Origin of the sequence: Hyphomicrobium sp., assembly GCF_003987855.1 — a bacterium.
Lineage (GTDB): Bacteria > Pseudomonadota > Alphaproteobacteria > Rhizobiales > Hyphomicrobiaceae > Hyphomicrobium_B.
This window is the reverse complement of sequence record NZ_RXIZ01000009.1, coordinates 15,983-32,942: the sequence shown is the minus strand read 5'-3', so window position 1 is coordinate 32,942 and position 16,960 is coordinate 15,983. Positions and strand designations below refer to the sequence as shown.

The following is a 16,960-nucleotide window of genomic DNA, read 5'->3' as shown; positions in this document are numbered from 1 at the left end:
CTTGCCGCGACTCGGATATTTTTGAGTGCCTTTTGGGTCACTCAGGAAAGTACAATCTTTGTTTTCTGTGGAAAGCGTTGGCCACGCGCGCGTTGCTTCTCGCGGCCGAAAGGAACGTCAACGAATGCGACACTTCCGAACAGTTTGCACCGAGTTGGAGTGTATCAGGGTATCGATTGGCGGCGAAATTGATGCCGACCCAGCGCACTCGATTGTCATTGAGTTTCGTTCGGCGAATAACGTGACCGATGAAGCGTTAGGTCCCGATGTGTCGTGCGAATTTCACGTCGACCCCGACACAGCTCGGAGGTTTTCGGCGCTACTGTTCGCGGCCTATATCGCAGCTGCAGCGGGTAACCCGCGCTCGGAGCTAATGGACCAGAACGATGATCGTGATTTCGGCCTATTTCTCGATGCTGGAGTAATGGCTGACGGTAAAATCCATGTCACATTTGAACTTCTGCAATCACCATCCCACGGCAGTCTTCCTTCTCTAATTTGGGCGGTAAAACTAGAGGCCGCCGCCGTGGCTGAACTCTCTGAGGCGCTCCTCAGCGCATCGAAGATTGCTGCTGAGGAGCGCGTATCGCCAACGTCTCAACACGAAAGGGAATCACCTCAGGACGCGCGATAAATGTCTCGCCCATGCATCAAGCGCCGCGCGCTTCTCTTTGGCGCCATCGTGCCAATCGTAGTGCTCAGCAGTGACGCCCTTGGCCTTGTGGTTGAGCACCATCCCGACGGTGTCGCGATTGATCCCCTGGCGCCGCATCCCCGTCGCTGCCGATCGACGGAGATCGTGAACGGTGGCAGGCGTCATCGACTTGAGCGTATTCACGAACAGATCGCGCTGGGCTGAAGGCAGCACGACATTCCCGATCGGCACGTCAGCATTCTTGGGGCTTGGAAAGATGAGCGCTGAAGACGCATCGGCACTCGCCTTTCGAGCATCGCTGAACAGCTTCACCGCCAAGTGAGATAGCGGCACGTAGTGTTGACGCCCGTTCTTGGAGTGCTCTCCGGGGATCATCCAATACGGCTCGGCGGCGGTCAGGTGTCGGTCCTGCTTGCGTGCCCGCCTCACCTCTCCTGGCCGCTGGGCGGTGACGAGAACCAGCTGAAGCGCCTGCTTCGTTCCTAGCCGCTTGTCGCTTTCCTCAAGGGCGCGCCACCATTCAGCGATCTCAGCATCGTCCAGTACGCGCTCGCGTGCCTTAGGCTTCGCGTAGCTGCCGCCGGAACCTCTCCGCCGTCGACCGAGCATTGCTGCTGGATTCGAGGTAATCCCGTAGCGCTCTGCCATACTCGGTCGGTCGAGAATGACAAAGTTGTACAGCGCCTTCAAGTTCATCACGAGACGCGAGGCCATCGCCTCTGCACCTCTGCCAAAAATGGCGCGGCCCACTTCATCGATATCGCCGGCGGTGATCAGTGCCGGGTGCTTCGCGCCTAGCGCAGGGATTGCATCTTTCCGCAGTTCCCGCCCGACCTCTCCGATCCGCGCCAGTCCTTTCCGCGCTTCGAGGTATTCATCAAGCAGGTCCGCGAATGTCAGCCTTCCCTTAGCCCGGGCAGCCAGCCGGGCACCGTCATTCGCGACAACGTCTCCCTCTATAGCGACCCGCTCGAACAGATCGGAAGATTTCTTTCGAGCCTGCACAAGTGTTGTCGCCGGGTAAGGGCCAATCTTGACCTTTCGCTTCTTGCGAACCCCGTCTTTCTGAATCGAGTAGTGAACCTTCCAGGTCTTGCGGCCTCCTTTGCTGACGTGAAGTACGAGGCCAGCAAGATTTTCGAAGCGGTACTCGGTCTCGTTTCCCAGCCCCGCAAACGTCGCGGCTCGAACTGACCGATCTGTGAAGTCTAAATAGCGCTGGAGCATTCTAGGTCCGTTTCTAGATCCACTTTTGCGAACCTAGATGACCCGCCCTGCCCCTGCAAGATCGGCTCGAAACTATCAATAGATGTCTGTTTTGAAGCCCTTTCTTGCACTTCCCACCAACTATGCGATGTCAGGTGCGATCATGTGATATCAGGCAAAAAACCGTCTGGTTCCAGGTTCGAGTCCTGGCGGGCCCACCAATGAACTCACCGCATCGGCGAACTCATGAGTAAAAAGCGAATCCTCTTTCTCTGTACCGGAAACTATTATCGCAGCCGGTATGCGGAGGAGCTTTTCAATCATCTCGCGGCACGGGATGGTCTTCGTTGGGTGGCAACCTCGCGGGCGCTTGCTCTGGAGCGCGGCAAGGACAACGTCGGGCCCATCGCGCGCTCCACAATCGCTGCCCTAACCGCGGACTCGATTGCTCCTGCGGGAGCAAACCGGATGCCACTTGCCTGCACCGCAGACGATCTGGCGGCCGCCGACCTCGTCGTTGCCGTCAAGGAAGCGGAACATCGCGCGCTGCTGACGGAGCGGTTTGAGGGATGGGAAGATCGCGTTATCTATTGGCACGTGCACGACATCGACATGGCGCATCCTGCTCAGGCACTTGCCGAGTTGAAGCAGCACGTAACCGCTCTCGCGCAGCAGCTGGCGGAGGCTGTTAAGGCCTAACCCTCGCGCGCGAGAGCGACCAGCACCGGGCGAAGCTCAGCCGCAGACGTCAGCGTCTTTTCGAACCAGAGGCGCGCAATGCGATCACCGGAAGTAAGATCCAGCCCCTCAGGATCGATCGTCGCCAGTTTCCAGTCTTTGCCTTCTTCGCCGAGCCGTTCGGCATAACGCTGGATCGCTGCAAGGTGATCGGCATTCATGTGCTCAACAGCGCCGGATTCGATCTGGGCAAGATCTTCAATGCCATCAAGCCCGGTGCGCAAATCGTCTGCGCTGAGCGCATAGGCTTTGCCGAAGCCGCCGTTGAGCGATGCACGCGAACTCTCGAAACGCCAAAACGAAAAGTCGGGGAAGTCGACATAGAGGGCAGCCTTGGGATGTCGAGCGAGATAGCGTCCTCGCAAATGCGCGCGCTCCTGCTCGGACGTGATTTGTCTGGCATTGCCGATCAGCGTCATGCGCGGATGCGCAAGCGGATCGCCTTTTCCAGGCTCGCCCACCAGGACGGAGCAGCGGCTGTCCGCCTTGAGGTTTGTGCAGTGACCGGAGAGCGAAGAAATCAGAAAGATCGGCGCGCCATCCATTGCAGTTGCCAAACTGACGCGACTAACGGATGGCGAGCCGTCCAGCGGATCCAGCGTGGCCAATGCTCCATAGCGCGCGCTGCGAACAAGCCCTTTGGCCTGTTGTCGCGCGCTGTCGTCGACCGTTCGAAGGACATCTGGCTTCTTCTCTGACATCCGGCCGTTTCCTCACATTCGCTGCTTGCAGTTTTCGAGCGCCGCGCACGAACTATTATCGCAGGCCGAAAGCTATACAAGAAGGTCATCGACCTACATGGCGGCGTTGCCCGTCAAGAAGAATGGATGAAAAGGAACTATTCCGCGTATGCATCCAGTCGAAGTTTTTGAACTCACATTAGTGGTGCTTATCGCTATTCTTGGGCTGCATTGGCTGGCACTCAGGCTCAAGCTGCCGCCTGCGGTTGCGCTTCTCGTGGGAGGCGGTGCGCTGGCGTTCGTTCCAGGCTTGCCCGTTTTTGAACTCGACCCGGAACTCGTGTTGGTGCTGTTCCTGCCACCTTTGCTGATGGACGGGGCTTACTTCACTGCACACGCCGAGTTCCGCAAACACATCGCCGGCGTTTTGTCTCTCGCCATAGGTGCAGTCGTATTCACCACGCTGGTGATCGGTGTTGTCACCCATTGGTTGATGCCGGAGTTGCCGTGGGCCGCATGTTTTGCGCTCGGCGCTATCGTATCGCCGCCTGACGCGGTGTCGGCCCGCGCGGTTCTTCAGACCGTGAGATTGCCCCGGCGCCTATCCACTTTACTGGAAGGCGAAAGCCTCCTCAACGACGCGACCGGTCTTGTGCTTTTCCGCTTCGCGGTCGCGGCGGCATTGACTGGCACGTTCTCCGCCGGTGCGGCGGCCGGGCAGTTCCTGTTTCTGGCTATCGGCGGCATTGTCGTCGGAGCGGTCATCAGCGGCGTCTGGATGCTGGTTCTCAGCCGGCTCAATGACGAGCACCTCATCATTGCTGCATCCGTGCTGATGTGCTGGGCCGCCTACATTGGCGCGGAAGCCGTTCACGTCTCCGGCGTCATTGCGACCGTAACCGCTGGTCTCCTTTTGGGCTGGTTCCAGCATACGATTTTCTCGGGCCGCGTGCGCGTCCGTGCGACCGCTTTTTGGAAGGTGATGGTCTTCATCTTCGAAGCCTTCATTTTCATTCTGATTGGCCTCTCGCTTCGCGGCGTGCTGGAGCGCGTAGGCGGCATCGACGTGGTGCTGCAGCAGATGGCCGTGCCCGTCTTGGTCATCGTCTCGGCGATGACGGTGGCACGCTTCGCTTGGGTGTTCGGAAGCGATGCGGTCCTTGTTATCCTGCGCGGCCTCGGACTAAGAAAAGCACGTCCACTGGGAGTCAAGGCCGCTACAGTATTGGGCTGGGCAGGAATGCGCGGTGTCGTAACGCTGGCTGTCGCCCTTACACTTCCCGACGCGATCCCGGGTCGCGATTTTATGCTCGTGACTGCGTTCGCGGTCATCCTTGTTACCGTCGTTCTGCAGGGGACCACACTTGGAGCACTCATCCAGCTCCTCGGTCTCGTCGATCACGAGCCGCCGCCGAAACTCACGTCGTCACAAGCCGAGGCTTCCATGATGGAGGCGCAACGAAAGGCGGTTGAGGAACGCGCCTACGACGATGGCGGACAGCTAATCCATCCGCAACTTCTTGAGCGATACACCCGCCGGTCCACGATCGCCGCGCGCTACGTAGGCCATGAAGAAGCGCATAAGGACGCTATTAATGCGCACTTCAATGTAATCCTTGCAGCGGTAGCGGCAGGACGGACGGAGTTGATGCGCCTCCATCGCAGCGGCGACATCGATGACGAGACCCTGCAAAGCCTGGAGCACGATCTCGACATCCAGGAGATCGCTGCGTTGGACGGCCTTGTTTGAAAAAGCTTTAGGTTTCGAGGCGCTCGCGCGTGATCTGATCGATTGTGCGTACTCCGGCTAGCGCCATCGTAACGTCGAGCTCCTTGGCAATCAGATCGATGGCCTTGCTCACCCCCGCCTCACCCGCTGCCCCTAAACCGTAAAGGTATGCGCGGCCCAACAGGCACGCTTTCGCTCCGAGTGCCAGAGCGCGAAATACGTCCTGACCAGAGCGTATTCCGCCGTCGAAAAGTATCTCGGTTTCCGCACCGACCGCGTCGACGATGCGCGGCAGCATCGAAATCGACGATACGGCGCCATCGAGCTGGCGGCCGCCGTGATTTGAAACGACGATGGCCGTCGCGCCGCTCTTAGCCGCAAGACGTGCGTCTTCGACATCCATGATGCCTTTGATGATGAGCTTGCCTGGCCACTGCTCGCGCACCCAAGCCACGTCATCCCACGAAAGCGCTTGGTCGAACTGGCTGCCGATCCAGTCCATGTAGGACGCAAGATTTTCCGTGCCCGGTATGCGCCCCGCTACATTGCCGAATGTCTTTCGCTTCCCCATGAGGACGCTCATGACCCAGCTCGGCTTCGACAGGATATGAGCGATCGTACTGAGATGAACGCGAGGCGGGACGGTAAGACCATTCCGCACGTCGCGGTGACGCTGGCCCAGAACCTGCAGATCGACAGTCAGGACAAGAGCGCTGCAGTTGGCTGCGCGCGCTCTGGCGATAAGGTCGGCGACGAAGCCGCGATCTTTCATGAAGTAGAGCTGGAACCAGAACGGCTTTGAGACGGCATTTGCGACATCCTCGATCGAGCAGATTGAGAGGGTGCTGAGCGTGTAGGGAATGCCTGCCTTCTCCGCTGCGCTGGCAGCAGCGATCTCGCCGTCGCCGTATGCCATCCCGCTCATGCCGACCGGCGCGAGAGCAAGCGGAAGCGGCTGCGAAATTCCAAGCACGGTTTGGTGCTGATTGCGATTGGCCGCGCCCGCCAGCACGCGCTGCCGAATGTTGATGCGAGCGAGATCAGCGAGATTGGCTGCGAGTGTGGATTCAGAATAAGAGCCGGATTCGTAATATCCCATGAAATCGCGCGGGACACGGCGGTGCGCGAGGCGCCTGAGATCTTCGATACAGGCAACGGATTTAAGGGACACGATGCGGGCCGGACGAATATCAGGAAGGAAACGGATACGGCTTGATCAACACTCGGCTTCACTGACCGATACGAGAACGCCGGGATGCACCGACTTTAGCTGACGCACGTCATCAAGCGCTTCCGCCCATACGTTGCATGGGCCCGCCATACGAATTTCTCCGCGCGTGCGCGATAGCGGCGTCGGCCCAAAGCCGATTGAAATCGCGTCCCCCTCTGGCCAGAAAACGATGTCGCCAGCCTTGACGGTCACACGCGCATCAGGCTCAGCGGCCGAACTTACCGGCGCATCGAAATAGACTTCGCCGCCCCATGTGCGTGCTGAAGATTCGATTGGCAGAGCCGCCCAGATCCGTTCTGCGGTGGGCGTGTCGAGCAGCCTCGCGCGAATAGCGACACCCCCGGCCCGGATCACGATCTTTCGCATACCGCCACAATCCCATCAGCGCTTGGCGACCCGGACAGGAATGCGGCCGCAAGGAGGAAGTGTCTCATTGAGGACTGTCGCCTTCAAGAGCTTTGCCCTCCTCAACCCAAACAAAATGCCTGGCGCGGCCGAAAGTTGCCTGCGAAAAGCGCGATTGGGCGTCGCAACGTCCGTGCTGCGTTTGCGAAACCGGCCAGAACGCTGATCGCCTGGCCGGAAAGTACGTCACTTCGGCGCCGGACCGAACACGAGAGATGTATTCAAGCCGCCGAACGCGAGGGAGTTCGACATGGTGTAGCCGAGCTTCTTCTCGCGACCGACATTGGGGACGTAATCCAAATCGCAGCCATCGCCCGGCTCGTCGAGCCCGATGGTGGGCGGAACCCAGCCCTCCTGCATCGCCATGATGGTGGCGACCGCCTCGATACCGCCGCCGGCGCCAAGGGGATGACCATGCATCGACTTTGTGGAGGAGATCGCAAGCTTGTAGGCGTGATCGTTAAAGACGTTCTTGATCGCCTTCGTCTCGTTGATGTCGTTGTCCGCCGTCGCTGTACCGTGCGCGTTGAGATAGTCGATTTGCTCGGGCGAGATGCCCGCGTCCTCAATCGCTTCCTTCATGGCTTCGCTCGGACCTTCGACGGTCGGCTTCACCATGTCCTGGCTGTCGGACGCCATTCCGTAACCGCAGAGTTCCGCAAGGATCGTGGCACCACGCGCCTGAGCATGCTCGAGGCTCTCGAGAACAAGAACGCCGGCGCCATCGGCGAGCACCGTTCCATTGCGTTTTTTCGCAAATGGGAAGCAGCCTTCGGGCGACAGCACGTGAAGAGCCTGCCAAGCTTTCATCGTGCCATAGTTGATCACGGATTCAGATGCGCCGACGATTGCCACATCGACGAGACTGTCCCGGATGTAGTCACGACCGATGCCGATCGCGTGCGTGGCCGTCGAACAGGCCGAGCACGTCGCAAACGTCGGGCCCTTGACGCCGAATTCTATGCCGACGTGAGCTGCCGCAGACGAGCCGATGATGCGCAACAACGTCAACGGGTGCGTGGCCCGCTTATTATGGATGAAAAGATCTCGGTAGGCCGTCTCGAAGGTGGTTAGGCCGCCTGCACCCGAGCCGATGATGCACGCCGAGCGATAAGGATCGGTGAGCGGCATTTCGAGGCCAGACATCTTCACCGCCTCGTCCGCGGCTGCGGCGGCGAACCATGAATAGCGGTCTGCGAGCGTAATGATCCGATCGCGCTTGAAGTGCTTCAGTCGTGCCTTGGGATCGAAGCCCTTGATCTGCGCAGCAATGAGGATTTTCAGATCATCGATAGGAAAGCCCTCGAGCGGGCTGACACCCGATTGGCCAGCTTTAATGCTTGCCCAGAAATCAGGGACGTTCTGACCAATCGGAGTTACGACTCCGAGGCCCGTGACGACGACACGGCGTCCCGGCTTACGTTTCGACATCTTCAATCTTTCTTGTCTACCGGATGCGCGGAAACCCCCGGTCGGGGGTTCCTGCTTCTCACTACGATTTCGACAGAAGAGCGCTCGCGGCCATTAAGCCTTGGCTGCGGAAGCCTGCTTAGCGGCAATCAACGACTTCACGCGATCAACGACTGAGCCCACAGTCTTGAACGCTTCGACTTCTTCATTGGCATTGTACGGGATCTCGATCCCGAAGCCATCTTCAATGTCGAAAACGATCATCGCAAGATCAAGTGACTCAATCTTGAGATCTGTAAGCTGGGTGTCGAGCGAGATATCGTCGCGCGGCTCCTTCATATGCTTCTTGAGGATTTCAATAACCTTAGTCGCGACTTCGTCCATCGGCCTCTCCCACCCTCGCAATCACTGCGACGGGCCAGTTTTGCTTGGCATCTACCTAAATCAAGACCACTACATCAGCAAGCGGGGGGGTCACTTATCCTTAAACAACCACGAAGTCCAGGTACGGACCGTCGCGCTCGCCCAAAGGCCGGTTTACGCGCCGCGAGTGGCACCCACGAAGCGGTTTGCAACCCTGATCGAGCGCTAGCGCCGACCCCCGAAAATTGTCTAAATATCGCGCGTCCCTTGCTGGTTATCGACCGGTTTACGACATCTTCAGTGAAGGTCAACGCAAACCGGATAAAACAAAATCTAGCCGCCGGACACCCATGAATTCAGAAGCCACCCAGCCTGTGTCTGAGATGTCGCCGATCTGGGTGAGGTCATACCCCGCTGAGGTTGATTGGCGCATGCCGATCCCCAAGGGGGCCGTACCTGAGCTTCTTGAGCGCGCGGCGCGCCGTTTTCCCAGCAATCCGGCAGTCAGCTTCCTCGGGCGGGTTACGTCCTATGCCGAGCTTGACGCCGAGGTCGCCCGGGTGGCCGCTGGCTTACAGCGGATCGGAGTAAAACGGGGAACGAAGGTGGGCATATTCCTGCCAAACACCCCGACGTTCGTGGTCTACTATTTCGCAATACTCAAAGCGGGTGGGACAGTTGTCAACTTCAACCCACTTTATACTGTCGAGGAGCTGACATTCCAAGCCAAGGACAGTGATACCGAGATCATGATTACGCATGATCTGGCCATGCTGTTTACCAAGATCGAGGCCCTTTTACTGGCGGGCGTTATCAGCCGAGCTATCGTGGTGCCGTTCACTAGCGTTTTGCCAGCACTGAAATCGGTCCTGTTCCGGATTTTCAAGCGTAAGGACACCGCCAACATAGCGGCGTCTGCCGCCGCCAGCCGGGTCGTCAGCGGAGCCGATATCGCGGGAACCGCGCCTTCGACCTTTTCCCCCGTTACGATCGACCCCGACAACGACATCGCTGTCTTGCAGTACACGGGCGGGACGACGGGCACGCCCAAAGGGGCAATGCTGACCCATGCAAACATTGTCGCGAACACCAAGCAGGTGGTCGCCTGGGCAACCTCCCTGAAGCACGGCGAGGAACGGGTTCTGGGCGCGCTGCCGCTCTTTCATGTGTTCGCGATGACGGTGGTGATGACGGTTGGCATCGAGCTTGCTGCCAAGATCATCCTCATCCCACGATTTCAGCTGCTCGAAGCATTGAAGCTGATCGACCGCGATAAGCCGACGATGATGCCCGTCGTCCCGACCATCCTGACGGCCATGCTGAATTTCGACGGCATTAAATCGTACAACCTCTCCTCGCTGAAGTTCTGTCTCTCGGGGGGCGCTCCGCTACCCCTAGAAACGAAGCTGAAATTCGAGGAGATGGCAGCTGGCGCGATAAAGGTCGTGGAGGGCTACGGGCTGTCGGAAACGTCGCCCGTGCTTACGGCCAATCCCCTTGAGGGCGAGCCGGTATCTGGCTCAATAGGTTTGCCCCTTCCGGGCACCACGATTTCACTGCGCAGCCTCGATGACCCGACAAAGGAAGTGCCGCAGGGCGAGCGTGGCGAGCTTTGCGCCAAAGGGCCGCAGGTTATGAAGGGCTACTGGAAGCGGCCAGCCGAGACCGAAAAGCAGTTCGTTGGCGAATTCCTGCGCACTGGCGATGTCGCGATTATGGATGAACGCGGCTATTTCTGCATCGTCGACCGCATCAAAGATCTGATCATCTGTTCCGGCTTCAACGTCTATCCGCGACGCATAGAGGAAGCGATTTACGCGCATCCGGCCGTTGAAGAGGTGACCGTGATTGGCGTGCCCGATCCCTATCGCGGGGAGGCGCCGAAGGCGTTCGTCAAGCTGAAGACAGGCGCATTCGCGACCACCGCCGAGATCTTTGAATTTTTGAAACCTAAGATCTCGAAGATCGAAATGCCGGCATCTATCGAGTTCCGCGACAGCCTGCCCAAGACGATGATCGGTAAGCTGTCGAAAAAGGAACTCGTTGCCGAAGAATCCAAGCGCGAAAAACCGGCATGACGGGAAAGACAGTCCCGCTTACTGAACCATCCGCAGGTGAAGCGCCGCGCGAGCGCACGTTTTCGATTTCGGCGTTGGCGAAAGAATTCGGCATCACCACGCGCACCATACGTTTCTATGAAAGCCGCGGATTGATCGCACCGGAGCGGATCGGCACGGCTCGGCGTTATTCCAAGCGTGATCGCGCCAGGCTGATGCTCATATTGCGCGGCCGAAATCTTGGGTTCACCATCGACGACGTTGGCGAATATCTTTCGCTCTACGATTCCGATCCTGGCCAATTGGCGCAGACGCGGCTACTGCTGGATAAGGTCACGACGGCGATAGCCGAACTCGAGCGGAAGCGGGAGGACATTCAGCACTCCCTTGCCGAACTCGACGAAATACGCGCTCGGTGCGAAGCACATCTGAAAAGCGGCGAGCGGCAATAGCGCCGGTCATTCGTCCGAAAACGAGCGCAGGGCGCTTCCGCTCATACCGATTAGCGAGATCAAGCCGCTTTGGCTTCGATCGTGGTCGGCGACTCCATGACTGCAGTCACACCCATGCCGCCCGCCGTGCAGACGGAGATGAGACCACGGCCACCTTTCGTAGAAAGCAGCTTCGCGAGATTGGCCACAATGCGCGCCCCGGTGGCGGCGAATGGATGTCCGAAGGCGAGGGATGAGCCTTTGACGTTGAGCTTCGATCGGTCGATTGATCCGAGAGGCGTGTCCTTGCCCATGTGCTTCTTGCAATATGCCGGGTCTTCCCACGCCTTGAGCGTGCAGAGAACCTGAGCCGCGAATGCTTCGTGCAATTCGTAGAAGTCGAAATCCTGCAGAGTAAGGCCGGCGCGATCGAGCATCTTGGAAACGGCGATGGTCGGGGCCATCAGCAGACCGTCGCCGCCAACGAAGTTGTTGGCGATGTGCTGGCCGTACGTGATGTAGGCTTGGATCGGCAGGTTGCGCTGCTTGGCCCACTCCTCGGACGCAAGTAACACCGTGGCTGCTCCGTCCGTCAGCGGCGTGGAGTTGCCCGCCGTCAACGTCCCACGATCCGATTTCTCGAACGCGTTCTTCAGTGATGCCAGCTTTTCGAGCGTGATATCCGGACGGAGATTGTTGTCGCGGTAAACTCCCGCGAATGGAACCACGAGGTCATCCATGTAGCCCTCGTCATAGGCCGCCGCGCCCTTGCGGTGGCTTTCGTAGGCGAGCACGTCCTGATCAGCGCGGGGAATATGCCATTCCTGCGCCATCAGCTCGCAGTGTTGTCCCATCGAGAGCCCCGTGCGCGGCTCAGAGACGGCGGGAGGTTGCGGCGCGAGTTCGCCCGGCGACAGCCCCTTGAAGGCTTTCAGCTTGTCCATCGCCGACTTGCCCTGCTGCGCCTCGATGAGACGCTTCGAAAACTTCTTGGAAAAGACGATGGGCGCGTCCGAAGTTGTATCGGAGCCGACAGAGATCGCGCTCTCGATTTCTCCGGTCGCGATTTTCGCAGCCGACATCAAAGCCGATTGCAACGAGGTTCCACATGCCTGGATAAGCGTGACACCCGGAGTTGACGGCGCGAGCTTGGTCGAGAGCACCGCTTCCCGCGCGAGGTTGAAGTCCTTGGAATGTGTGACGACCGCGCCACCGACCACTTCGTCGATGTGCTGACCTTTGAGACCATACCGGTCGACCAGCCCGTTGAGCGCGCCTGCCATCATGTCCAGATTGGATTGATCGGCGTAAAGCGTGTTTGAGCGGCAGAATGGAATGCGGACTCCGCCAACAACCGCAACGCGCCGTAATTCTCTTCCCATTTCCGTCTCCGATATGCCCCGTTTCAACGGGTGAGAATTGTTTTCTTACTCAGCCGCTGCCGCCTGCGTGGGAGGCTGCGCGCCCTTTTGCGCGAGACTTGCCCGGTAGTGCAATGGACCGCCTCGGAATGGCGCGAACCCTGTGCCGAAGATCATACCAGCATCGACGAGATCGGCCGTCTCGACGACACCATCGTCGAGAGATTTTTGGGCTTCATCGATCATCGGTGCGACGAGCTCGCGGCCGAGAAGCTCAAGTTCCGCTTTCGCAAACTTCTTCTCAGACTTGACGGGCTTGCCGTCCTTCCAGACGTAGAAGCCCTCGCCCGTCTTCTTACCAAGCCGTCCAGAAGCCACGAGACGATCGAGTCGCGAGCCTTCGCTCGACTGCCCAAGAATCTTGGCGACGTGAGCGCAGATGTCGAGACCGACGTTGTCGGCCAATTCGATCGGACCCATCGGCATTCCGAAGGTCCGCGCCGCTTCGTCGATCTTTTCCTTGTCCTCGCCCTGTTCAAGCCGTGTCATGGCCGCGAACATGTAGGGGGTGAGAACTTTATTGACGAGGAAGCCCGGCACGTCCTTCGTGATCAGCGGGAATTTGTCGATGGAGGTGACGAAGGTCGCGCCCTTTTTCACTTCGTCATCTCGGGTGCCGTTGCCGCGAACAACTTCCACTAAAGGCATCTGCGCCACCGGCGAGAAGAAGTGGAGGCCGATCAGACGGCCAGGATCCTTCATCGGCGCCGCAATGTCTTCGAGCTTCAGTGAGGACGTATTGGTGGCGAGCACCGCACCGGGTTTGACCCTCGCTTCCAGATCAGCGAACAGCTTCTGCTTGATATCCAGGCGTTCGACGATCGCTTCAATGACGACGTCGGCCCGGGCCACGCCTTTGCCTTCCGGATCGGCGATTAAACGTGCCTTGGCCGCATCGCGCGCCGCCTTGGTCTTGAACTTCTTCGCGAACAGCTTTCCCTGCGCCTTGATACCTTTTTCCAGCTGTTCAGCCGAAATGTCCTGGAGCGTTACCTCCATGCCGGATGCGACGCAGACACCGGCGATATCAGCGCCCATCGTGCCCGCGCCGATGACATGAACGCGGCTCGGTCGCCATTTGAAACCCTTCGGCGCCTGTCCTTTTAGGAGCTCAGTCAGCCGGAACACCCGCCGCAGGTTTTTCGACGTATCCGACATCATGAGGGGCGCGAACGCCTTTGTCTCCTCGCGCTTCATTGCTTCGAGATCGCCGCCAAATTTCTCGAAGAGGTCGATTAGCCGGAACGGCGCCGGATAATGATCCTCGCGAACCTTCTTCTCCGTTTCCTGTCGGATCTTCCCGGCGAGGAACCCGCGCGCTGGCCACTTGGCAAGGATCGCTTTCGCGGAGCCTGCCGGCGTAGAGCGGCGGTTCTGCAAGACGGCCTTGCGCGCCGCCCAATGCAATTCTCCGGGGCTGTTGACCAGCTGATCGATGAAACCCTGTGGCTTGGCAACCGAAGCGCGGATCATGCCGCCAGTCAGCATTGCCTGCATGGCAGCCATAGGACCGGCCTGTCTGATCGAACGCGCGGTGCCGTTGAATCCCGGGAAAATGCCGAGCTTCACTTCCGGGAAGCCAACCCGGGTGGAATCATCGCGCGTGGCGATACGGTAGTGGCAGGCCAGGATCAGTTCGAGACCGCCGCCGACGCACACGCCGTGGATCGCAGCCACGACGGGAACCGAAAGTTTCTCGATCCGCTCGAACAGCTCGTTCACCGGCTTCAACGCCGCAACGACATCCTGCTCGCTCGTGAACGTCTCGAACTCCCGGATGTCGGCCCCGACGACGAAACCGCGTTCCTTGCCCGACATGATGACGAGCCCGCGGATCTTCTTAGCCGCGGCATCTGTCTCGGCTTGCGAGATGATCCTCGCGAGTTCTTCGATCGGGCGGCGACCAAGCGAATTCATGCTCTCGCCTTCGCGATCAAAGATCGCCCAGGCAATCCCCTCGCCGTCGACCCAGTAGCGCCAGTCCTTGAGTTCGATAATGCTCGGTTCAGCCGCGAATTCCGTCATCGTACACCTCAACAAAAAATTGGCGCGGGGTTCATTCCGCCGCGAGACTCTCGGCGCCGCGAGCGTTGTGGCCGAGCGTCACATAATTCGGTTTGACTTCCTGGGGATCGAAATGATCGACAGCAATGACCCGCGCCACAAGCCGTTCAACCTCGCGAAGCTGGTCGGCTTCATCGGCGGTAATCACGCCCTTGAGATGCGCATCTGCGAACCAGTCGCTACCGTGATATCTCCGAACAACCCCGTCGCGGATTGCTTTTTCGAGCTTCTTCTCGACGGGCTCGGCGGCAATCACTTTTTCGAGCGTCACCTCGAGGATGCCGGTGGGATCGTTCACATCCTTGGAGACGAAGATATCGCGGGTCAGACGATCACGCACTTCGCCAGGCTGAAGGACATGCCGTGCGACTTGATGGCCCAAGACGTCCGACGCGGGCCTGTGGCGCCGGCCTAACGGGAAGACAACGACGCTCATCAAAGGCTGGGCCCAGCGAACAGGGAAGTTCTCGATCACGCCGCTCATAGCTTCCTGGAAGCGGTAGAGAGCATTCTCGGCGGCAAGCTGGACGATCAATTCATCGCCATCCGGACGGCCGTCATCGTCATAGCGTTTGAGGGTAGCGGAAAGCATGTAGAGTTCGGATAAGGCGTCCGCCATCCGGCCTGTGATCTTCTGCTTCGTTTTCAATCCGCCGCCCAGAAGCGCGACCGTGAGATCGGCGACAAATGCATAAGAGCGGCTGGCGCGACCGAGCTGGCGATACCAGTGCGACATGCGCAGAGCGTCGTCCGGCGCTTTGACGAACGCACCGCCCGTCAAATTGTGCACAAAGCCGCCCGTAGCGTTCGAAAGCGAGAACGCGATGTGATTGTTAAAAGCCGCTTCGAAAGCATCGAGCCCGCGCCGCTTGTCCGGATCCTGAGCGGCCTGCACTTCCTTGTAGAGATACGGGTGCGAGCGCAGCGCCCCTTGGGCGAACGTGATCAGGGTGCGTGTCAGAATATTCGCGCCTTCGACCGTGATCCCGACAGGGACCATCTGGTAGGCAGACTGCAGATAGTTTGCCGGGCCATCGCAGATCCCGCGACCACCGTGGATATCCATGGCGTCATTCACAGCGTGTCGCATCTTCTCGGTCGTCTGATATTTCATCAGTGCCGAGATGACGGACGGCTTCTCGCCGCGTGAAACCATCGCTGCCGTCATCGCACGCGCAGCCTCGTTGACGTACGCCGTTTCGATGATGCGCACGAGCGGTTCCTCGATGCCCTCCATGCGCGACACGGGCAAGCCGAACTGCTTGCGAATGCGGGCGTACGCGGAGGTCACGCGCAGCATCATCTTCGCACCCGCCGTCGCGGACGACGGCAGCGAAATCGCGCGGCCAGCCGAGAGGCATTCCATCAGCATGCGCCAGCCGTTGCCGGCCATCTTGTCGCCGCCGATAACCCAATCCATGGGGATGAAGACGTCATTGCCCCAGTTGGGGCCGTTTGGAAATGCAGCCCCGGATGGCAGATGCCGCCGACCAATATTGACGCCAGGGTGATCGGCAGGAATGAGCGCGAGCGTGATCCCGATGTCCTCGCCCTTTCCGAGCAGGTTGTCGGTATCGAACAGGCGGAATGCGAGGCCGACGAGCGTCGCTTTAGGACCCAGCGTAATGTAGCGCTTGTCCCATGAGAGCCGAATGCCAAGCGTCTCTTGGCCTTTGAAAGTCCCACGCGTGACGTATCCCACATCGCGCATTGTGGCGGCGTCAGAACCCGACGTCGGCCCAGTCAGCGAGAAGCAGGGAACCTCTTCGCCTTTCGCCAGGCGGGGCAGGTAATAGTGCTTCTGCTCGTCCGTGCCGTACTTCTCGATGAGTTCGCCCGGCCCAAGCGAGTTCGGCACCATGACGATCGTCACGACATCGGGCGAGCGGGAGGCTATCTTGCCGAGGATGAGCGACTGCGCCTGAGGCGAGAACCCGAGGCCGCCGTGCTCCTTCGAGATGAGCATGCCAAGGAAGCCGTTGCGCTTGACGAAGTCCCAGATCTCTTCAGGCACTTCGTGAAGAGCGTGACGCACCTGCCAGTCGTCGATCATGCGGCAGAGATCTTCAGTGGGGCCGTCGAGAAACGCGCGCTCCTCTGCCGTCAATTCGATCGGCGGAACCGACTTCAGCGTATTCCAATCCGGCGCGCCGGAAAAAAGTTCGGCGTCAAAGCCGACCGTTCCGGCCTCCAAGGCCTGAGCCTCGGTATCTGAAACGCGGGGGAGAATTTTGCGGACTTGTGCAAAGACAGGCGCGACGATCACGCTACGCCGTACGCTCGGTATCGACAGCACCGCGAGCGCGAGGAAGGGCAGCCAGGCAACCGCCGAAAACAGTCCTACGTGGCCGCCAGTCGCCAGAAGCGTCCAGACACCGACGGCAGCCGCCCAGCCCCAAAGGGGAACCCGGAGCATGCCAAGCGCCAAGAAGGCGACCAGCGCCAATAAAACAAGAACGACCGGTGCCATTTCCGTGCCTCCCGTAAGGGCTGCCGCAGGGCGATAGTCTTAGCGTGGCCCGTTACCATCCGTTGACGTATACGTCAACTCGGGTAAACCGCTCGCAAAA

14 protein-coding genes are annotated in these 16,960 nt (G+C 59.4%); 5 read left to right on the top strand and 9 right to left on the bottom strand.

Annotation, left to right across the window (positions count from 1 at the left end; genetic code table 11):
* Nucleotides 1–124 precede the first annotated feature (124 nt).
* The gene (locus EKK30_RS08925) at nucleotides 125–634 is read left to right on the top strand and encodes a hypothetical protein (protein WP_290983441.1); all 510 of its coding nucleotides are present in this window, start codon (nucleotides 125–127) and stop codon (nucleotides 632–634) included.
* Here the strand turns inward: EKK30_RS08925 and EKK30_RS08920 are convergent.
* Nucleotides 614–1,882 carry a site-specific integrase gene (locus EKK30_RS08920; RefSeq protein WP_290983438.1) on the bottom strand — a complete coding sequence of 423 codons (1,269 nt, stop codon included), beginning with the start codon at nucleotides 1,880–1,882 and terminating at the stop codon, nucleotides 614–616. The genes EKK30_RS08925 and EKK30_RS08920 overlap by 21 nt on opposite strands.
* Before the next feature lie 225 nt (nucleotides 1,883–2,107).
* On the opposite strand from EKK30_RS08920, the gene EKK30_RS08915 reads away from it, so the two are divergent.
* Nucleotides 2,108–2,560: a low molecular weight phosphatase family protein gene (locus tag EKK30_RS08915; RefSeq protein WP_290983435.1), complete on the top strand. Its 453-nt coding sequence runs from the start codon at nucleotides 2,108–2,110 to the stop codon at nucleotides 2,558–2,560.
* Here EKK30_RS08915 and EKK30_RS08910 read toward each other — a convergent pair.
* Nucleotides 2,557–3,300, bottom strand: coding sequence for a DUF2470 domain-containing protein (locus EKK30_RS08910; RefSeq protein WP_290983432.1), 744 nt, complete (start codon nucleotides 3,298–3,300; stop codon nucleotides 2,557–2,559). The two genes, EKK30_RS08915 and EKK30_RS08910, sit on opposite strands and share 4 nt — an antisense overlap.
* A gap of 148 nt (nucleotides 3,301–3,448) precedes the next feature.
* Here EKK30_RS08910 and EKK30_RS08905 point away from each other — a divergent pair, with 148 nt between their 5' ends.
* Nucleotides 3,449–5,029, top strand: a complete 1,581-nt coding sequence (locus EKK30_RS08905; protein ID WP_290983429.1) for a Na+/H+ antiporter — start codon at nucleotides 3,449–3,451, stop codon at nucleotides 5,027–5,029.
* Between the two features lie 7 nt (nucleotides 5,030–5,036).
* On the opposite strand, the gene EKK30_RS08900 is transcribed toward EKK30_RS08905, so the two are convergent.
* The 4 genes from EKK30_RS08900 to EKK30_RS08885 form a co-directional block, all read right to left on the bottom strand.
* A complete protein-coding gene (locus EKK30_RS08900; RefSeq protein ID WP_290983427.1) occupies nucleotides 5,037–6,179 on the bottom strand; it encodes an alpha-hydroxy acid oxidase in 1,143 nt (380 codons plus the stop codon).
* 45 nt (nucleotides 6,180–6,224) lie between these two features.
* On the bottom strand, nucleotides 6,225–6,605 hold the full coding sequence (locus EKK30_RS08895; RefSeq protein ID WP_290983424.1) for a cyclophilin-like fold protein: 381 nt from the start codon (nucleotides 6,603–6,605) through the stop codon (nucleotides 6,225–6,227).
* 225 nt (nucleotides 6,606–6,830) lie between these two features.
* On the bottom strand, nucleotides 6,831–8,075 hold the full coding sequence (locus EKK30_RS08890; protein ID WP_290983421.1) for a beta-ketoacyl synthase: 1,245 nt from the start codon (nucleotides 8,073–8,075) through the stop codon (nucleotides 6,831–6,833).
* Nucleotides 8,076–8,168: 93 nt separating this feature from the next.
* Nucleotides 8,169–8,438, bottom strand: a complete 270-nt coding sequence (locus EKK30_RS08885) for an acyl carrier protein (RefSeq protein ID WP_045836129.1) — start codon at nucleotides 8,436–8,438, stop codon at nucleotides 8,169–8,171.
* Between the two features lie 329 nt (nucleotides 8,439–8,767).
* Between EKK30_RS08885 and EKK30_RS08880 the strand changes: the two genes are divergently transcribed.
* Both EKK30_RS08880 and EKK30_RS08875 read left to right on the top strand, forming a co-directional pair.
* Entirely contained in the window at nucleotides 8,768–10,495 is a 1,728-nt protein-coding gene (locus EKK30_RS08880; protein WP_290983412.1) for a long-chain fatty acid--CoA ligase, read from the top strand.
* Nucleotides 10,492–10,926, top strand: coding sequence for a MerR family DNA-binding transcriptional regulator (locus EKK30_RS08875; protein ID WP_290983409.1), 435 nt, complete (start codon nucleotides 10,492–10,494; stop codon nucleotides 10,924–10,926). The genes EKK30_RS08880 and EKK30_RS08875 overlap by 4 nt, the downstream gene beginning before the upstream one ends.
* A gap of 59 nt (nucleotides 10,927–10,985) precedes the next feature.
* On the opposite strand, the gene EKK30_RS08870 is transcribed toward EKK30_RS08875, so the two are convergent.
* Genes EKK30_RS08870 through EKK30_RS08860 form a run of 3 tightly spaced genes read right to left on the bottom strand, consistent with a single transcriptional unit; the run spans nucleotide 10,986 to nucleotide 16,860 of the window.
* Nucleotides 10,986–12,287 carry an acetyl-CoA C-acetyltransferase gene (locus EKK30_RS08870; protein ID WP_290983406.1) on the bottom strand — a complete coding sequence of 434 codons (1,302 nt, stop codon included), beginning with the start codon at nucleotides 12,285–12,287 and terminating at the stop codon, nucleotides 10,986–10,988.
* Between the two features lie 45 nt (nucleotides 12,288–12,332).
* Nucleotides 12,333–14,351, bottom strand: coding sequence for a 3-hydroxyacyl-CoA dehydrogenase NAD-binding domain-containing protein (locus tag EKK30_RS08865; RefSeq protein ID WP_290983403.1), 2,019 nt, complete (start codon nucleotides 14,349–14,351; stop codon nucleotides 12,333–12,335).
* Between the two features lie 31 nt (nucleotides 14,352–14,382).
* The gene (locus EKK30_RS08860) at nucleotides 14,383–16,860 is read right to left on the bottom strand and encodes an acyl-CoA dehydrogenase (RefSeq protein WP_290983400.1); all 2,478 of its coding nucleotides are present in this window, start codon (nucleotides 16,858–16,860) and stop codon (nucleotides 14,383–14,385) included.
* Nucleotides 16,861–16,960: the final 100 nt, after the last annotated feature.